At 65.7% G+C, this 14,767-nt stretch carries 15 protein-coding genes; 6 read left to right on the plus strand and 9 right to left on the minus strand.

Annotation, left to right across the window (positions count from 1 at the left end):
• The first annotated feature begins 37 nt into the window (after positions 1 to 37).
• Positions 38 to 805, plus strand: coding sequence for a glutaminyl-peptide cyclotransferase (locus tag WBP07_RS14345; protein ID WP_395392045.1), 768 nt, complete (start codon positions 38 to 40; stop codon positions 803 to 805).
• Between the two features lie 222 nt (positions 806 to 1,027).
• Here the strand turns inward: WBP07_RS14345 and WBP07_RS14350 are convergent, their stop codons facing one another.
• The 3 genes from WBP07_RS14350 to WBP07_RS14360 form a co-directional block, all read right to left on the minus strand.
• The gene (locus tag WBP07_RS14350) at positions 1,028 to 3,340 is read right to left on the minus strand and encodes a CDC48 family AAA ATPase (RefSeq protein WP_395392047.1); all 2,313 of its coding nucleotides are present in this window, start codon (positions 3,338 to 3,340) and stop codon (positions 1,028 to 1,030) included.
• A 667-nt stretch (positions 3,341 to 4,007) separates the two neighbouring features.
• On the minus strand, positions 4,008 to 4,790 hold the full coding sequence (locus WBP07_RS14355; protein WP_395392049.1) for a universal stress protein: 783 nt from the start codon (positions 4,788 to 4,790) through the stop codon (positions 4,008 to 4,010).
• 128 nt (positions 4,791 to 4,918) lie between these two features.
• Positions 4,919 to 5,800: a LysR family transcriptional regulator gene (locus tag WBP07_RS14360; protein ID WP_395392051.1), complete on the minus strand. Its 882-nt coding sequence runs from the start codon at positions 5,798 to 5,800 to the stop codon at positions 4,919 to 4,921.
• Positions 5,801 to 5,888: 88 nt separating this feature from the next.
• On the opposite strand from WBP07_RS14360, the gene WBP07_RS14365 reads away from it, so the two are divergent.
• The 5 genes from WBP07_RS14365 (at position 5,889) to WBP07_RS14385 (ending at position 9,530) form a co-directional block, all read left to right on the plus strand.
• Positions 5,889 to 6,596, plus strand: a complete 708-nt coding sequence (locus tag WBP07_RS14365; protein WP_395392053.1) for a CoA transferase subunit A — start codon at positions 5,889 to 5,891, stop codon at positions 6,594 to 6,596.
• Complete coding sequence (locus WBP07_RS14370) at positions 6,596 to 7,246, plus strand: CoA transferase subunit B (RefSeq protein WP_395392055.1); 651 nt, start codon at positions 6,596 to 6,598, stop codon at positions 7,244 to 7,246. The genes WBP07_RS14365 and WBP07_RS14370 overlap by 1 nt, the downstream gene beginning before the upstream one ends.
• Before the next feature lie 22 nt (positions 7,247 to 7,268).
• Entirely contained in the window at positions 7,269 to 7,955 is a 687-nt protein-coding gene (locus WBP07_RS14375; RefSeq protein ID WP_395392056.1) for a glutathione S-transferase family protein, read from the plus strand.
• Positions 7,956 to 7,959: 4 nt separating this feature from the next.
• Positions 7,960 to 8,916: an NAD-dependent epimerase/dehydratase family protein gene (locus WBP07_RS14380; protein ID WP_395392058.1), complete on the plus strand. Its 957-nt coding sequence runs from the start codon at positions 7,960 to 7,962 to the stop codon at positions 8,914 to 8,916.
• Between the two features lie 68 nt (positions 8,917 to 8,984).
• On the plus strand, positions 8,985 to 9,530 hold the full coding sequence (locus WBP07_RS14385; RefSeq protein ID WP_395392060.1) for a glutathione peroxidase: 546 nt from the start codon (positions 8,985 to 8,987) through the stop codon (positions 9,528 to 9,530).
• A 69-nt stretch (positions 9,531 to 9,599) separates the two neighbouring features.
• Here the strand turns inward: WBP07_RS14385 and WBP07_RS14390 are convergent, their stop codons facing one another.
• From WBP07_RS14390 to WBP07_RS14415, 6 genes are read right to left on the minus strand one after another with little or no spacing between them, the layout of a single operon-like run.
• Positions 9,600 to 10,451 carry a sulfurtransferase gene (locus WBP07_RS14390; protein WP_395392062.1) on the minus strand — a complete coding sequence of 284 codons (852 nt, stop codon included), beginning with the start codon at positions 10,449 to 10,451 and terminating at the stop codon, positions 9,600 to 9,602.
• A 9-nt stretch (positions 10,452 to 10,460) separates the two neighbouring features.
• On the minus strand, positions 10,461 to 10,976 hold the full coding sequence (locus WBP07_RS14395) for a GNAT family N-acetyltransferase (protein WP_395392064.1): 516 nt from the start codon (positions 10,974 to 10,976) through the stop codon (positions 10,461 to 10,463).
• Positions 10,976 to 11,443 carry a GNAT family N-acetyltransferase gene (locus tag WBP07_RS14400; RefSeq protein WP_395392066.1) on the minus strand — a complete coding sequence of 156 codons (468 nt, stop codon included), beginning with the start codon at positions 11,441 to 11,443 and terminating at the stop codon, positions 10,976 to 10,978. The genes WBP07_RS14395 and WBP07_RS14400 overlap by 1 nt, the downstream gene beginning before the upstream one ends.
• Positions 11,440 to 12,381: an RDD family protein gene (locus WBP07_RS14405; protein WP_395392068.1), complete on the minus strand. Its 942-nt coding sequence runs from the start codon at positions 12,379 to 12,381 to the stop codon at positions 11,440 to 11,442. Before WBP07_RS14405 ends, WBP07_RS14400 begins: the two co-directional genes overlap by 4 nt.
• The gene (locus WBP07_RS14410) at positions 12,378 to 13,430 is read right to left on the minus strand and encodes a stage II sporulation protein M (RefSeq protein ID WP_395392070.1); all 1,053 of its coding nucleotides are present in this window, start codon (positions 13,428 to 13,430) and stop codon (positions 12,378 to 12,380) included. Before WBP07_RS14410 ends, WBP07_RS14405 begins: the two co-directional genes overlap by 4 nt.
• On the minus strand, positions 13,427 to 14,767 hold the full coding sequence (locus WBP07_RS14415) for a DUF58 domain-containing protein (RefSeq protein WP_395392071.1): 1,341 nt from the start codon (positions 14,765 to 14,767) through the stop codon (positions 13,427 to 13,429). Before WBP07_RS14415 ends, WBP07_RS14410 begins: the two co-directional genes overlap by 4 nt.

The raw sequence follows: 14,767 nt of genomic DNA on the forward strand, positions 1-14,767 counted from the left end.
CTTGCGAGACGCGCGGGACTGCGGCACTCGCAAGCGCATGATCCGTCCCGCCGCAGCCGTGCTTGCCCTTCTCCTCGCCCCCGCAGCCGTACCCGCCCAGGCGGCGCCAGTGCCGACTTGCATGTACCGCGTGGACGCCAGCTTCCCGCACGACCCCACTGCCTTTACCGAAGGCCTCTTCTATTCGAACGGCATGCTTTACGAGAGCACCGGCCGCGAAGGCGCATCCCGCATCGTCGTGCGCACGCTGGAGGATGCCAAGCCGGTAACCGAGGCGCAGATCAATCCCGCGCTGTTCGGTGAAGGCATCATCGACTGGAAGGATCAGATCATCAGCCTCACCTGGCGCGGCGGGCAGGGCTTCCGCTGGGACCGCAAGACGCTGAAGCAGATCGGCACGTTCAGCTACGAAGGCGAAGGCTGGGGCATGACGCGCAATGGCGACGTGGTCTACCAGAGCGACGGTTCCTCCAGCCTGCGCCTGCGCGATCCAGCCACCATGCGCCAGACCGGCAGCCTGGCAGTCACGGCCGACGGCAAGCCGGTGGACAATCTGAACGAGCTGGAATGGATCGACGGCGAGATCTGGGCGAACGTCTGGCTGACCGACCGCATCGCGCGGATCGATCCTGCCACCGGGCATGTGAAGGCCTGGGTGGATTTCTCAGGCCTTCGTCGTGGGGACGGCGCTTACGGCATGGATGCGGTGCTGAACGGCATCGCCTGGGATGCAAAGAAGAAGCGCATCTTCGTGACGGGGAAGAACTGGAACGGCATCTACCAGATCACGCCCGTTTGCCCTTGAGGCGCCGACGGGCGTCGCTGGCTTTCAAAGCCGAACGTACCAAACCTCGTCGCCCCCGCGAAGGCGGGGGCACCGCTTCCTTTTGCCAAGCGCGCGACGAACAAGCGGGATCCCCGCCTTCGCGGGGGCGACGGCGTGTTTATGGTAACGGAATTGGCCGCAGAAACAGGGGCAGAAACAGGGGCAGAAAGCAGGGGACGGTGATCGCCCCCTGCCTTCCAGTTACTCGCCGTGCTTCTTCGGCCGGGTTGGCTCCACCATCCCCGGAGAGATGAAGCCCAGCGGCACCACTTCCATGGCGCGCTTCTTCAATTCGCCCTTCATCCGCGCATATTCGGATTCCATTTCCTCGGTCACCGTCGCGCGGCTGTCTTCCAGAGCCTCGTCGAAATCGGCCTGATTCACCGATTCCACGTCGGCCCCGCGCTTGCGGATGGCAATCAGGCCCGCGCGGCGTACCACGTCTTCCAGATCGGCACCGGTGAAGCGCTCGGTCCGCGAAGCGATATCCTTGAGCGAAACGTCGTCTGCCAAAGGCATCTTCGCCGTGTGGATGCCCAAGATATGCACGCGCCCGCCCTCGTCCGGCGTGCCGACATAGACCAGTTCGTCGAAGCGGCCGGGGCGGAGCAGCGCCGGATCGACCAGGGTCGGCCGGTTGGTCGCGCCGACGAGGACGACCGACTGCAACTCTTCCATCCCGTCCATTTCGGCCAGGATGGTATTCACCACCCGCGCCGTCACTTGCGGCTCGCCCATCGAGCTGCCGCCACGTGCCGGCACCAGGCTGTCGATCTCATCGATGAAGATCACACAGGGCGCAACTTGCCGCGCGCGGGCGAACAGGCGGGCGATCTGCTGCTCGCTCTCGCCATACCACTTCGAGAGAAGATCGGACGACTTGATCGAGATGAAGTTCGCCTCCGCCTCCTTGGCGACGGCCTTGGCCAGCAGGGTCTTGCCCGTGCCCGGAGGACCATAGAGCAAGAAGCCCTTGGCCGGCCGGATGCCCAGCTTGCGGAACGCCTCTGGGTTCTTGAGCGGAAGCTCGATGCCCTCCTGAAGCTTCTGCTGCGCCTCATCTAGCCCGCCGATGTCGGACCAGCCGATGTCGGGAACCTGCACCATCACCTCGCGCATGGCCGATGGCTGCACGCGGCGCAGGGCTTCCACGAAGTCCTCGCGGATGACTTGCAGGCTTTCGAGCAGATCGGACGGGATCGTGCGCGCTTCCAGATCGAGTTGCGGCATGATCCGGCGCACCGCCTCGATCGCCGCCTCGCGGGCAAGCGCGGCGATATCCGCGCCCACGAAACCGTGGGTGGTGCGGGCCAGTTCCTTCAGGTCCACCTGATCGCCCAGCGGCATGCCGCGCGTGTGGATGCCCAGGATCTCGCGGCGGCCATTTTCGTCCGGCACGCCGATCACGATCTCACGATCGAAGCGGCCGGGCCGGCGCAGTGCCTCGTCGATGGCATCGGGCCGGTTGGTGGCGGCGATGACGACGACGTGGGCGCGGCTGTTCAGCCCGTCCATCAGCGTCAGCAGCTGCGCGACAAGGCGCTTTTCCGCCTCGCCATGCACCTGGTCGCGCTTGGGCGCGATCGAGTCGATCTCGTCGATGAAGATGATGGCCGGCGCGGCCTTGGCCGCCTCGTCGAACACCTCGCGCAGCGCCTTCTCGCTCTCGCCATAGCCGGATCCCATGATCTCCGGCCCGTTGATCGAGAAGAAGTTCGCCTCGCTCTCGTTGGCAACAGCTTGTGCAAGCCGGGTCTTGCCGGTTCCCGGCGGGCCATGCAGCAGCACGCCCTTGGGCGGGGCAACGCCAAGGCGGGTGAACAGTTCGGGATAACGCAGCGGCAGTTCCACCATCTCGCGCAACTGGCGGATGGTATCGCCCATGCCGCCGACGTCGTCATAATTGACGTCGCCGCGCGAGGCGTCGGCTTCCTCGAACAGCTCGCGCAGTTCGACTTCGGTGTTTTCGTCGATATGGACGATGCCGCGCGGGGTGGTGGAAACCACGTTCAGGCGGATCTGCGTCAGCGCGAAGGCCGGCGCATTGAACATGCGGCGCAGTTCGGGCGGAATGTCCGCAACCTGCTGCTGGCCGGTGGTGGCGACGATATCGCCCTGCACCATCGGACGACCGAAGAAGTTGCGCTTCAACGCGGCGGAGGGGCCCTGAAGGCGCATTTCCTTCTGCGCGGGCGCGAAGACCACGCGCTGCGCCGGGCGCGATTCCGCCTTGCGCACCGTGACGTGATCGCCCGAACCGACTTCCGCGTTCACGCGCTGAAGCCCGTCCAGCCGGATCACCTCAAGCCCTTCGTCCTCCGGATAGGCAAGAACCGCGCGCGCGACGGTGACGGTCTTGCCGGTGATCTCCAGCACGTCGCCCTCCAGCGCCCCGATCGCCGAAAGCGATCCGCGCGACAGTCGGGCAATGCCCTGACCGCTCTCTTCCTGCCGGGCGGCCGCGACTTGCAGCTTGGCCACCCGTTCGTCCACCTGGGTTGGGACTTCCGCCATGTGTGTCCTTTCAAGTTCCCGATGCTGGTCCTGGGCACATCGACCTCCCCGAGCGGGCAAGGCAGACGCGATGGGAACGTGCTGAAGGAACTAGGTATGCGCCTGAAGGATTTCAAACCGGTGGCGACAGGAATGACGCGCGAAGAAATCGAAAAGCGAGGCCAACCTCATCCATTTCGCGGATTCATGCCCGATCTGCGCGGCATAAAAAAAAGGCCCGATCGTTGCCGACCGGGCCGTGGAAGTTTTGGGAGAGGATGCCTGAAAGGCAGTTTCTGTATGCCTTGGGCCCATCCATTGTGCAAGTGCGAAATCGCCTAAAGACGGTTGCAAAACTAGCAATCGGTGTTGCGAAACGTCGAACTACACCGCGTAAACTCAGAAAACGGCGTATTTTCCGGTATTTGTTAAATGAATCGACCTTCAGGATTGATGTTATCGCAATCGGCTGGGCGATGCATCGACCGCCCGGGCGGGGCATTTTCTGCTGCGGCGCGATATTTCCTTGCCTGGGTTAGCATTTTCACCGGCATTGCCACCGCGCAATCGCACTTGCGATCCGATTCGGGGGCAATGCCGATTTGCGTGTAACCGGCCTTCTGCACCGGAAATGCGAATGGCCGGCGCCGCTGCCACGGTGCCGGCCATTCTCGCCAATCAATCCGGATCAGTGTGCGAAAAGCACCGCCGGCGCACCGGCATCGGCAAGGATGTAGGCCGTGACGCCTCCGAACAGGAACTCGCGCATGCGGCTCTTGCCGTAAGCCCCCATCACCAGCAGTTCGGCATGGGCCTGCCGGACCGCCGTGGCGATCGTCTCCTCGGTCGACCCGCGCCGCTCCAGTTCCTCGAATTCGGCGTGGATGCCGTTGCGCGACAGATAGCGCAGCGCCTGGGTAGCCGGAAAACCGCCGGGCTTCTCGGTCACCGATACGACTTTGACGAGTTGGCAAGTCACTAGCAGAGGCACCGCGGCCTTCAGCGCCGCAGCGGATTGCTCGCCGCCGTCCCACGCCACTACCGCACGGCGGATCGGAAGCGTCGCGCTCGCGTCGTCCGGAAGCGCCAGCACCGGCGCCCGCGCGGAGAGCGCCACCTCGCCAACGATCCCGCTCGACCGCGACAGGATGACAAGATCCGCCAGACGCGCTGCAGCGGCCAGAGCGGGGACGGGATCGTCCTCGCTGCGGACGACCTCAAACGGTACGTCGCCGCGCGCCAGCCGCGTTTCCACCGCCTCGGCGGCAGCATCGTCGTCCGCGCGTGCGCGATCCAGCGCCTCGCTGATCACATAGCTGCCGCCCATCGGGTCCATCGCGATATAGCGTGAGACCGGCGTATCGACGAGCACGGTGACATGCCCGCCAAGCTGCCGCGCCAGTTCGATGGCGGTATCGACGCGGGCATCGCTTGCAGGCTTGCGGTCGGCGTTCACGAGTATCGAGCGCATGGCATTTCTCCGTCTATCCGGTCCAGCTTAGGGGAATGGTATGCCGCCGCCATGACCGAGATCAAAGCCCCAATCGCCCCGCCCGATTTTCCGGCATCCGCCTGAGGGCGCTACCTTTTCGGCCCGGTTCAGCTTGCCAGCCGGTCAATCGACAGGCGTCCGGCCCGCTCGAACAGGTCAAGCACTACCGCTTCGCGCTCCTGCGAGCGGATGGCCGCCTCGAAATGGATGCGCCGTTTGGGCCGGGGCAGGATCTCAACCAGCGTGCCCGATGCAAGTTCCGCCCGCACCATGGTTTCGGGCAGCACCGCCGCCCCCTGCCCGCAGGCGACGATGTCGATAAGGGTACGCACGTTGTTGCAGGTGTTCAGCGATCGGGGCGACACCCCGCCCGGCGCGAATGCTTCCAACGTGACGGCGTGAAGCGGCGAATGGTCCGGCAGCGACCATACCGGCAAGGGCCGGGCGAACCCGCCCGCTGCCGCCACGGCCGGACTGGCCGCCCAGACGAGATCGACCGCGCCGATCGGTGCGGTGCGCATCCCCGGGCTCGCCGCCGGCCCCGCCAGGAACACGATGTCCCGCGTGCCCGCCAGCAATTGCTGGAGCAGGCGCGCGGTGAGGTCGAGTTCGATTTCCAGCGTGACGCCGGGCCGATCCCGCTCGATGGCGGCGATGAAACCGGGAAGGCAGCTTGCCGCAGCAATCTCGCCCGATCCGATCCGCACGCTGCCGGTGGCACCCGCGAAGTCGCTGGCTTCCAGCAGCACCTGTTCCAGCCCCTGCCGCAGCGGTTCGGCCGCCTCCACCAGCCGCCGCCCGCGCGCGGTGAGCACCATGCGCCGCCCATCGCGCTGGAACAACGGCACGCCGAGCTGTTCCTCGATCTCGCGCACCCGGGCGGAGATCGCGGGTTGCGTGGTATTGAGTCTTTGCGCTGCACCTGCGAACGTGCCGAGCCGATCGATCCACATCAGCGTTTCAAGGTGGAAGAGGGCGATACGTTTCATAGTTTCAGCTTATCGATTCCGATAAAAAACAATCGCTATTCGTAATGGGATGGGCTGTCTAGGTTCGGTTCCAAGACGGGAGAATGGCATGAACAAGATCTACCCCAGCGCCTCCGCCGCGCTGGACGGAGTGCTGAAGGATGGCCTGCTGATCGCCGCCGGGGGCTTCGGCCTTTGCGGCATCCCCGAACGGCTGCTGGACGCGGTCCGCGATTCGGGCGTGAAGGACCTGACCTTCGCCTCCAACAACGCCGGCATCGACAACGAAGGCATCGGCAAGCTGCTGCGCACCAAGCAGGTGAAGAAGATGATCTCGTCCTACGTGGGCGAGAACAAGGAGTTCGAACGCCAGTTCCTTTCGGGCGAACTGGAAGTGGAATTCTGCCCCCAGGGCACCCTGGCCGAGCGCATGCGCGCCGGCGGCGCAGGCATCCCCGGCTTCTACACCAAGACCGGCGTCGGCACCCAGATCGCCGAGGGCAAGGAAGTGAAGGTCTTCCGGGGCGAGGAATACATCCTTGAGGAAGGCATCTTCGCCGACCTGTCGCTGGTAAAGGCGTGGAAGGCGGACGAGAGCGGCAACGTCGTGTTCCGCAAGACCGCCCGCAACTTCAACGTGCCCGCCGCCACGTGCGGCAAGATTTGCGTGGTCGAGGTGGAGGAGATCGTCCCCACCGGCTCGCTCGATCCGGACGGCATCCATCTGCCGGGTGTCTTCGTCCAACGCCTGGTCCTCGGCGCGCCCTACGACAAGAAGATCGAATTCATGACTACCCGCGAGAGGGAGACCGCCTGATGAGCCAAGAAATCAAAGGCTGGACACGGGACGACATGGCCGCCCGCGCGGCAAAGGAGCTTCAGGACGGGTTCTACGTGAACCTCGGCATCGGCATTCCGACCCTGGTGGCGAACCATGTGCCCGGCGGCATGACGGTGACGCTCCAGTCGGAAAACGGGATGCTCGGCATCGGGCCCTTCCCTTACGCCGACGAAGTCGACGCCGACCTGATCAACGCGGGCAAGCAGACCGTCAGCGAACTGCCGCAGTCGGCCTATTTCGACAGCGCCACCAGCTTCGGCATGATCCGCGGCGGCCATATCGACCTGGCCGTGCTGGGCGCGATGGAGGTTGCCGAGAACGGCGACATCGCCAACTGGATGATCCCCGGCAAGATGATCAAGGGCATGGGCGGCGCGATGGACCTCGTGGCCGGCGTGAAGAAGATCATCGTCGTGATGGAACACAATGCCAAGAACGGCGATCCCAAGTTCATCCCGGCCTGCACCCTGCCCCTGACCGGCAAGAACGTGGTGGACATGATCGTCACCGACCTCGCCGTGTTCCAGCGGCCCGATCATCAGAGCCCGTTCAAGCTGATCGAACTGGCTCCGGGCGTGACGGCCGACGAAGTCGCCGCTAAGACAACCGCGCATTACATAACCTGATGCCCGCAAAGGAGAGTTCCGGATGGCTTACACCCTGATCACCGCCAATCGGAACTACTCCAGCTGGTCGCTGCGGCCGTGGGTATTGATGAAGGCGCTCGGCATCGATTTCACCGATCGAATCGAGCCCTTCACTGCCCCGGCCAACTACGACGCGTTCCGCAGCTTCTCCCCCACCGGACAAGTTCCCGCGCTGATCGACGGTGAGCGCACGGTGTGGGATTCGCTGGGCATCACGCTCTATCTGGCGGACCGCCATCCCGGCATCTGGCCCGCCGACGAAGCGGCGCGCGCCTTCGCGCAGTGCGCGGTCGCCGAAATGCACGGCGGCTTCTCCGCCTTGCGCAACGACTGCACGATGAACGTCGGCGTGCGTGTTCGCCCCAAGGCGATGCGCCCGGCGCTGGTGCGGGATGTCGCCCGCTTGCGCGAGATCTTCAGCGAGGGCCTGTCGCAGTTTGGCGGCCCGTGGCTGGCGGGCGAAAGCTTCACTGCCGTCGATGCCTTCTTCGCGCCGGTCGCCTTCCGCATCCGCACGTATGGCCTTGACGTCGGCACCTGCCAGTCGTGGGTCGATACCGTGCTCGACCACCCTGCAATGAAGCAGTGGGAAGCCGAAGCCCTGGCCGAAACCTGGCGCGAGGAAGGCCACGAGGCGGAACTCGCCGAATGTGGTGACGTGATCGCAGACTACCGCACGCAAGGCTGATCCGATGCGGGTGCTGCTGACCGGCTCCTCAGGCTGGCTTGGCCGCCATCTTGCCCCGCTGCTGATCGCGCAGGGGCATGACGTGGTGGGGCTGGATGTCGCCCCCGGCACGCATACACGGATCGTCGGCTCAGTGGCTGACCGCGATCTGGTGTTCCAGACGATCGCCCATCACGGCATCGAGGCGGTGATCCACGCCGGCGCGCTGCACAAGCCCGATATCGCCCGCAATCCACGGCAAGCCTTCGTAGACACCAACGTCACCGGCACGCTCAACCTGCTGGAAGCGGCGGTGGCAGCCGGACACGCACGCTTCCTCTTCACCTCCACCACCTCGCTGATGGTCCGCGCGGATGTCCGTGAAGGCGCCAGCACGGAGGGCGCGTGGTGGATGGACGAAGAATTCGGCCCGCTGGAGCCGCGCAACATCTATGGCGCAACGAAGCTGGCAGCGGAAAACCTGTGCCGCGTGGTTTCGCGCGACAGCGGCATGGCGGTGGCGATCCTGCGCACCGGTCGGTTCTTTCCGGAGGACGACGATACCCACGCCCTGCCCTCCGGCCCCAATCTCAAGGCGAACGAACTGCTGAACCGGCGACTTACGGTGGAAGACGCAGCCCTCGCCCACCTTGCGGCACTGGATCGGATCGAGGGGTGCGAGGCATTCGTGCTCTCCGCCCCGCCACCGTTCACGCGTGACGAGGCGCTGGAACTCGCCCGGGACGCCCGCACGGTAGTCGCCCGCCACTTCCCGGACGCGGCGGACCTCTACGCCCGGCAAGGCTGGGTGCTGCCCGAGCGGATCGAGCGCGTCTACGATCCCGCGAAGGCAGAGCGCCTGCTGGGCTGGCGCGCGCGGACCGACTTCGCCAGCGTGCTGGCGGCGCTTCGCCAGGGCGATCCCCTGCCCTATGCCCATGATCCCGCATGGATATCGCCTGTGCTTGGCCAGGCAATTTGAATGCGGCGTCTTGCCCGCGTCATCAAGCTGACGCAGTCTCCGACGCCGAATCTCAGGGAGAGCCCCGCATGTCCGATATCGCCCAGATCCCGCTGACCCGCATCGACGGCAGCACCGACAGCCTTGCCAACCACGCGGGCAATGTTCTGCTCGTGGTCAACGTCGCTTCCAAGTGCGGGCTCACGCCGCAGTACGAAGGGCTGGAAAAGCTCTACGCGGATTACAAGGGCAACGGTTTCGAAGTGCTGGGCTTCCCGGCCAACGACTTCGGCGCGCAGGAGCCGGGCACTGACGAGGAAATCGTCGAGTTCTGCCAGCTGAACTACGGCGTCTCGTTCCCGCTCTTCACCAAGGCGGACGTCACCGGCGATGCCAAGCAGCCGCTCTACGCCGCACTGACCGGCGCCATCCCCACCAAGCAGGGCGATGTCGACGGCATGAAGGAGCGCTTCAAGGGCTATGGCATGACCCCGAACGACGATCCCGAAGTGCTGTGGAACTTCGAAAAGTTCCTGATCGCCCGCGACGGATCGGTGGTCGGCCGCTTTGCCCCCGGGACGGCGCCGCAGGATCCCTTGCTGGTGGACGCTATCGAAGCGCAGCTGGCGAAGTAATCCAGCCAGGACGTCTCGCCGCCCCGGCCAATCGGGGCGGTGGGGACGTCCCAACCGGCCCTGATGCGATCACTCCGCTCCGGTCGCAACCGGGCGGGCAGGATCAGCGATCCACTCGCTCCACGAACCGGGGTAGAGGCGCGCACCGGAAAGGCCCGCGTGGGCCATGGCCAGGGCATTGTGGCAGGCGGTCACGCCCGAACCGCAGGAAAGGATCGCCGGCCTGTCGCCCAGCAGCGCCGCGAAATCGGCGGCCAGTTCGGGCCCCGGCTTGAAAAGGCCGTCCGGCCCCAGATTGTCGCGAAAGAAACGGTTGCGCGCGCCGGGAACATGGCCGGCGACGGGATCGATCGGGTTGGGATCGCCGCGAAACCGCACGGGATCGCGGGCATCCAGCACTTGGGCAGCACCGCCGTCGATATTCGCCAGCACCGTCGCCGCATCGACGGGTGCCGCCACCAGGGGATCCGCGGCCGTGAAATCTCCGGGCAGCACCGGGCCGGGCTCTCCGGTTTCCAGTGGAAGCCCTGCGGCTGCCCAGGCCTGCTTGCCGCCGTCCAGCACGGCAACGGGACCATGCCCCATCCAGCGCAACAGCCACCACGCCCGCGCCGCCCAGGCGCCACCGTTGGAATCGCAGGCAACCACCTGCTGCCCCTGCCGCAACCCCACCGAACGCAGCCAGGCCGCGAAAGCCACGCGCGAGGGTAGCGGATGGCGCCCGTTGGTTCCGTCGGGCGGCGAGGCCAGATCGTCATCCAGATGGGCATAGCGCGCGCCCGGCAAATGGCCCGCGCGATAGGCCTCTCGCCCCTTGTCCGGCACGCCCAGTTCGAATTCGCAATCGAGGATCAGCACATCCTCCCCGTCGGCGAGCAGGGCGTGGAGATCGGCAACCGAAATGAGCGTTTCGTAAGTCATGCCAGTATCTTAGCCGAGCAGGCGCGCAAAAAGGAACTCCTCGTCACGCTGTTCACCGACCATGAAGTGGATGTCGGCGACTTTGTCGAAACCATAGCGTGCATAGAACTTCTGCGCACCGTCGTTACCGCTCCAGACCGAAAGCTGCACCTCATCCGCCGCATGGTCGCGCGCGGTGGCCAGGGCCCAGTCCATCAGGCCCGCACCGATGCCCCGGCCGGTGGCATCGGGATCGGTATAGAGTTGCTTGAGTTCGATGACGCGCTGGCCGCGCGCATGTTCGGGCCAGCCGCAGGCCATGACCAGCTTGCAGAAGCCCAGCAACTGCCCGTCCGCCTCTGCCAGCATCACCCGCATGTCGGGATCGGCGATCTCCTTGGCGATCTTGGCCTCGCTATGCGATTCGGCCAGGAAATTGGCGAGGTCCGTCGCCGTGTACATGTGGCCGAACTTGGCGACGAAGCTGCGCGTGCCCAGATCGGCCAGCGCGGCGGCATCGGCGGCAGTCGCCGGGCGCACGTTCATCACAGGGCCTTCGTCATGCAGATCGAGAAATCGTCGGCCACGTAATCACCGAAAGGCGGACATTCCACGAAACCATTGGCACGATAGAGGCCATGCGCGGGATGGAACGCCTCGGGCTTGCCGGTCTCCAGGCTGACGCGCGTGTAGCCCCGCGCCCGCGCTTCATCCAGCAAGCGCAGAAGGATCGCCTTGCCCACGCCCTTGCCCCGATAGGCGGGATCGGCGCGCATGGACTTCAATTCGCCATGCGTATCGTCAAGGTGCTTGATCGCGCCGCATCCGGCCAGCCGCTCGCCATCCCACGCCGAAAAAAACGTCACGTCCTGCTGCCGCAGCCGCTCGGCCGGCATGGCGTGGACGCTTTCGGGCGGCGACCACTGGTGCATCTCGTCAAGGTGAAACTGAAGCAGGTCGAGCACGGCGCGGCCCGTGAGATCGTCCTCGATAATGGTAAGCGTAAGCGTCAACGACTGTCCCCGGAATGCTTGTCCGCCTTGCGGCGGCCCATCCGCATGCCCGCTTCCAGTCGGGCGCGCAACTGCGTGTAATAGGCGTCGAGAAAGGCCCGCTCATCGTTCCAGCCGTCGTTGCGGCCGATCTTGTGCGCGATCGTCTGGTAGACGCTCTCGATCGCCTGTTCCCGCCCCTCGCGCAGCACGCGTTCAAGCGCCTGAAGCTCATATTCGCCGTAGACCGCCAGTTCGCTCTCGGAAAAGCGATAATCGCGCGAGGGCGAGGCGCCGAAGACCTCCTCCTCGCCCACATAGGGCGCCGAGCTCACCGAAAGCGCAGCCTCCAGCTTGCGGCGCGGCCGTTCGACCACCCACGATCCGGCAATCACGTCGCCTGCGCGCAGGCTGTCGCGATTGAACAGCGGGAACAGCAGGAAGATCGCGAACCACCCCGCCGCTGCCAGCCAGCCGGCGCCGCTGGCAGCGCCCGCCATCATGATGAAGATCACCGGCAGGAACAGTTCCACATCGCGCAGCAGATTGCGCGCGATCACCATCTCGGCCGTCAGCCGCCCGCCATCGCGTGAGGCGATGCGGATGCCAGCCAGCCGCTTGCCCGGCGTCGCCCCGCGTGGCCCCAGTTCGAAGAACAGGAAATAAGCGTTACGGAACAGGAACATCGCCAGAATCCAGACGATCGCCAGAAACTGCATGGCATGGCCCGCCGCGTTCTTAGCTTCCATCGTGCGGTCCACCTGGTCCACGCCGCCGGCAAGCAGGATCAGACCCCAGGTCGTCGCGAAAATGAGCACGATCATCACGATGAAATCGATGATCAGCGCGCCCAGGCGCGAACCGCGACTGGCCACGGTGATCGGCAGGGTGATCCCTTCCGGCGTCACCAGCAGGCGATCGCGCGTGGAACGGCGATGACGCGTCGCCATGCGGCTCATGACCGGCGCACTCCACTGGCGTTACCGCGAAACGCGAAGAAATAGGCGCACCACGCGGTCAGCATGAAACCGCCGATCACCATGCGCCCGAACGTCTCGTCCACAAGTTGGCGGGCGAAGCCTTCCAGCAGCGCGGCGACCACCAGCATCAGCACCACGCCTGCCATCACCACCGCCGCGCGCCGCCCCGCCTCGGACGCTGCGCGCAGGACGGGCCGATTGCCGGGAAAGGCGATCGAACGGCCGACATGAAGGCCCGCCGCCCCCGCCAGCAAGATCGCGAAGAGTTCGGTGGTTCCATGGACGGCGAGCCAGCCGATCAGGTCCACCAGCAGTCCCTTGCCGTTGTAGAGCCACAGCAGCGCCCCTAGCGAGGCGGTATTCTGCACCAGCAGCAGCAGCGTCGGCACGCCCAAGGCGAAACCCAGCGCAAAGGCCAGGATCGAGACTTGCGCATTGTTGCTGAACAACCCGGCGGCGAAGACGCTCATGCCCGATTGGTCGGACTGCCCGAACAGCGAATTGCGCAAGGCCTCATGCGTGGCGCCGGGCACGCGGGTTCCCGCCATTTCCGGGGAAATCAGCGCGAAATACCATTCGGGATCGTGGGCGACCAGCAGCCATCCCACCGCCGTTCCCGCGACCATGACCGCCAGCGCGATCAGCACGTCGAACCAGATCGAGCGCACCGCCGCGCTCCAGCCGCCGCCAAGGAAGCCGCGCAGCCAGTCCCATAGGGACGAACGCGGCCCGTAGACGACGAACCACGCCCGCTGCACCAGCGCTTCGAGATAGGCGAGCGTCGCCGCATCCAGCGAAGTCTCGCGCGCGATCGACAGGCTGGACGCCACCGTGCGGTAGAGGCCAGGCAGCGCCAGCAGGTCCTCGTCCGAAATGCGACGGAGGCGGTCCTTCTCCATCTTGGTGACGATCGCCTCCAGCCGCTGCCAGTCGGGCTCCCGCTCCAGCCGGAAGCGATCCGAACGCAGCGCCGCGCGGGCAATCGCCTGCGTTTCGGCAGCAGTGGCAGTTGCGGACATCGCGTTCATCCGATCGCTCCCGAACGCTTGATGGCAAGGTAGGCGTCGATCAGGCGGGTGCCGATCGCCGCGTGCGGCGCCTCGATCACCTCTACGCCCAACTGGCGAAGCTGCCTCGTCACCAGCGCGCGCTGCCGCAGTAGCAGGTCTGCCGAAACCGCCATGGACAGCGTCTGCATGTCATCCGGCGCGGCGGCTGAAATCTCTTCCAGTTCCTCGTCGGCAATGCTGACGAACAGCACCAGGTGGCGCGCGACAAGGCGGCCGATCGATTCGATCATCAATTGCGCGCTGGTAGGGTCGGTGAATTCTGAAAACACCACGATCAGCGAGCGACGTTCCAGCCGCGCGGCCAGTGTCGCCAGCGCCAGAGTGAAGTTCGGCTCCTCCGAACGATACTCAAGCCCGGCGGCGGCGCGCTGCAAGCGATGGAAATCACGCGAAGCGGCAACGAACGGGGTCGAAACCTCTGGCCGCGAGGCGAAGCCGAACAGCGCGACCCGGTCGCCGCCCTTCAGCGCGACATATCCAGTCGCCAGCGCCGCCGAAACCGCCCGGTCCAGCCGCGGCATCCCGGCAACCGGCTCGCACATCGACTGGCCGCAGTCGAACGCGAAGACGATCTGGTTGTTCCGCTCCGCCTCGTATTCCTTGGCATAGAGATGAACGTGGCGGGCGGACGATTTCCAGTCGATCCGGCGCCGATCCATGCCCGGCTCATACTCGGCCAGCGATTCGAACTGCGTACCTTCACCGCGAATGCGCCGCGCCAGCACGCCGAACTGCGCGTTCTTGAGCAGTATCTGCAAGGCCGGCGAACGCACCGCCGAAACATTGGGCCAGACGCGCACGTTCTCGTCCAGATCTCCGGCAATCTGCCTTGCGCCCAGGCCCAGCGGGCCGGTCCAGCGCAGCCAGGTGCCGCTGACCTTGCCCGTGCCCCGTCGCGAGGGGCGGAAGGGTGCCTGCCCGCGCCAACCCCGTGCTTGTTCGCCTTCACCCCGCGTCAGGCCGAAAGTCGCACGGCCACCGCCAACCAGCCGCGGATCGCAGGCCAGCGCCACTTCCACGCGCGATGCCCGACCGCCGCGCAAGTCCACGCCCGCCTCCAGCAGCGCTTCCGCGCCCACTTCGACATCGCCGGGCACGGTCACCCGGAAATCCTCCAACCGTCCGGCCAGCAGGGCATCGATGAAGACCAGCACCAGCACCACCAGCCCGACTGCCGGCGCAGCCACCCAGGCATCGGGCCGGGTGGCGCCGATCACCAGCGCAACGGGCGCCGCCAGCGCCAGCAACGCCGCCGCGCGCACGGTGGGCACCAGTGGAGCGAAGCGAAGGCTCAT

This window comes from Novosphingobium oxfordense (assembly GCF_044029435.1).
Classification (GTDB): domain Bacteria; phylum Pseudomonadota; class Alphaproteobacteria; order Sphingomonadales; family Sphingomonadaceae; genus Novosphingobium.

Excerpts from the sequence above, each read along its gene's own strand:
- WBP07_RS14395 (WP_395392064.1), bottom strand. The coding sequence starts at position 10,976 with ATGAACGTGCGCCCGGCGACTGCCGCCGATGCCGCCGCGCTGGCCGAT.
- WBP07_RS14380 (WP_395392058.1), top strand. The coding sequence starts at position 7,960 with ATGCGGGTGCTGCTGACCGGCTCCTCAGGCTGGCTTGGCCGCCATCTT.
- WBP07_RS14370 (WP_395392055.1), top strand. The coding sequence starts at position 6,596 with ATGAGCCAAGAAATCAAAGGCTGGACACGGGACGACATGGCCGCCCGC.
- WBP07_RS14350 (WP_395392047.1), bottom strand. The coding sequence starts at position 3,340 with ATGGCGGAAGTCCCAACCCAGGTGGACGAACGGGTGGCCAAGCTGCAA.
- WBP07_RS14385 (WP_395392060.1), top strand. The coding sequence starts at position 8,985 with ATGTCCGATATCGCCCAGATCCCGCTGACCCGCATCGACGGCAGCACC.
- WBP07_RS14345 (WP_395392045.1), top strand. The coding sequence starts at position 38 with ATGATCCGTCCCGCCGCAGCCGTGCTTGCCCTTCTCCTCGCCCCCGCA.
- WBP07_RS14410 (WP_395392070.1), bottom strand. The coding sequence starts at position 13,430 with ATGAACGCGATGTCCGCAACTGCCACTGCTGCCGAAACGCAGGCGATT.
- WBP07_RS14390 (WP_395392062.1), bottom strand. The coding sequence starts at position 10,451 with ATGACTTACGAAACGCTCATTTCGGTTGCCGATCTCCACGCCCTGCTC.
- WBP07_RS14360 (WP_395392051.1), bottom strand. The coding sequence starts at position 5,800 with ATGAAACGTATCGCCCTCTTCCACCTTGAAACGCTGATGTGGATCGAT.
- WBP07_RS14355 (WP_395392049.1), bottom strand. The coding sequence starts at position 4,790 with ATGCGCTCGATACTCGTGAACGCCGACCGCAAGCCTGCAAGCGATGCC.
- WBP07_RS14405 (WP_395392068.1), bottom strand. The coding sequence starts at position 12,381 with ATGAGCCGCATGGCGACGCGTCATCGCCGTTCCACGCGCGATCGCCTG.
- WBP07_RS14365 (WP_395392053.1), top strand. The coding sequence starts at position 5,889 with ATGAACAAGATCTACCCCAGCGCCTCCGCCGCGCTGGACGGAGTGCTG.
- WBP07_RS14415 (WP_395392071.1), bottom strand. The coding sequence starts at position 14,767 with ATGAGCCTTCGCTTCGCTCCACTGGTGCCCACCGTGCGCGCGGCGGCG.
- WBP07_RS14375 (WP_395392056.1), top strand. The coding sequence starts at position 7,269 with ATGGCTTACACCCTGATCACCGCCAATCGGAACTACTCCAGCTGGTCG.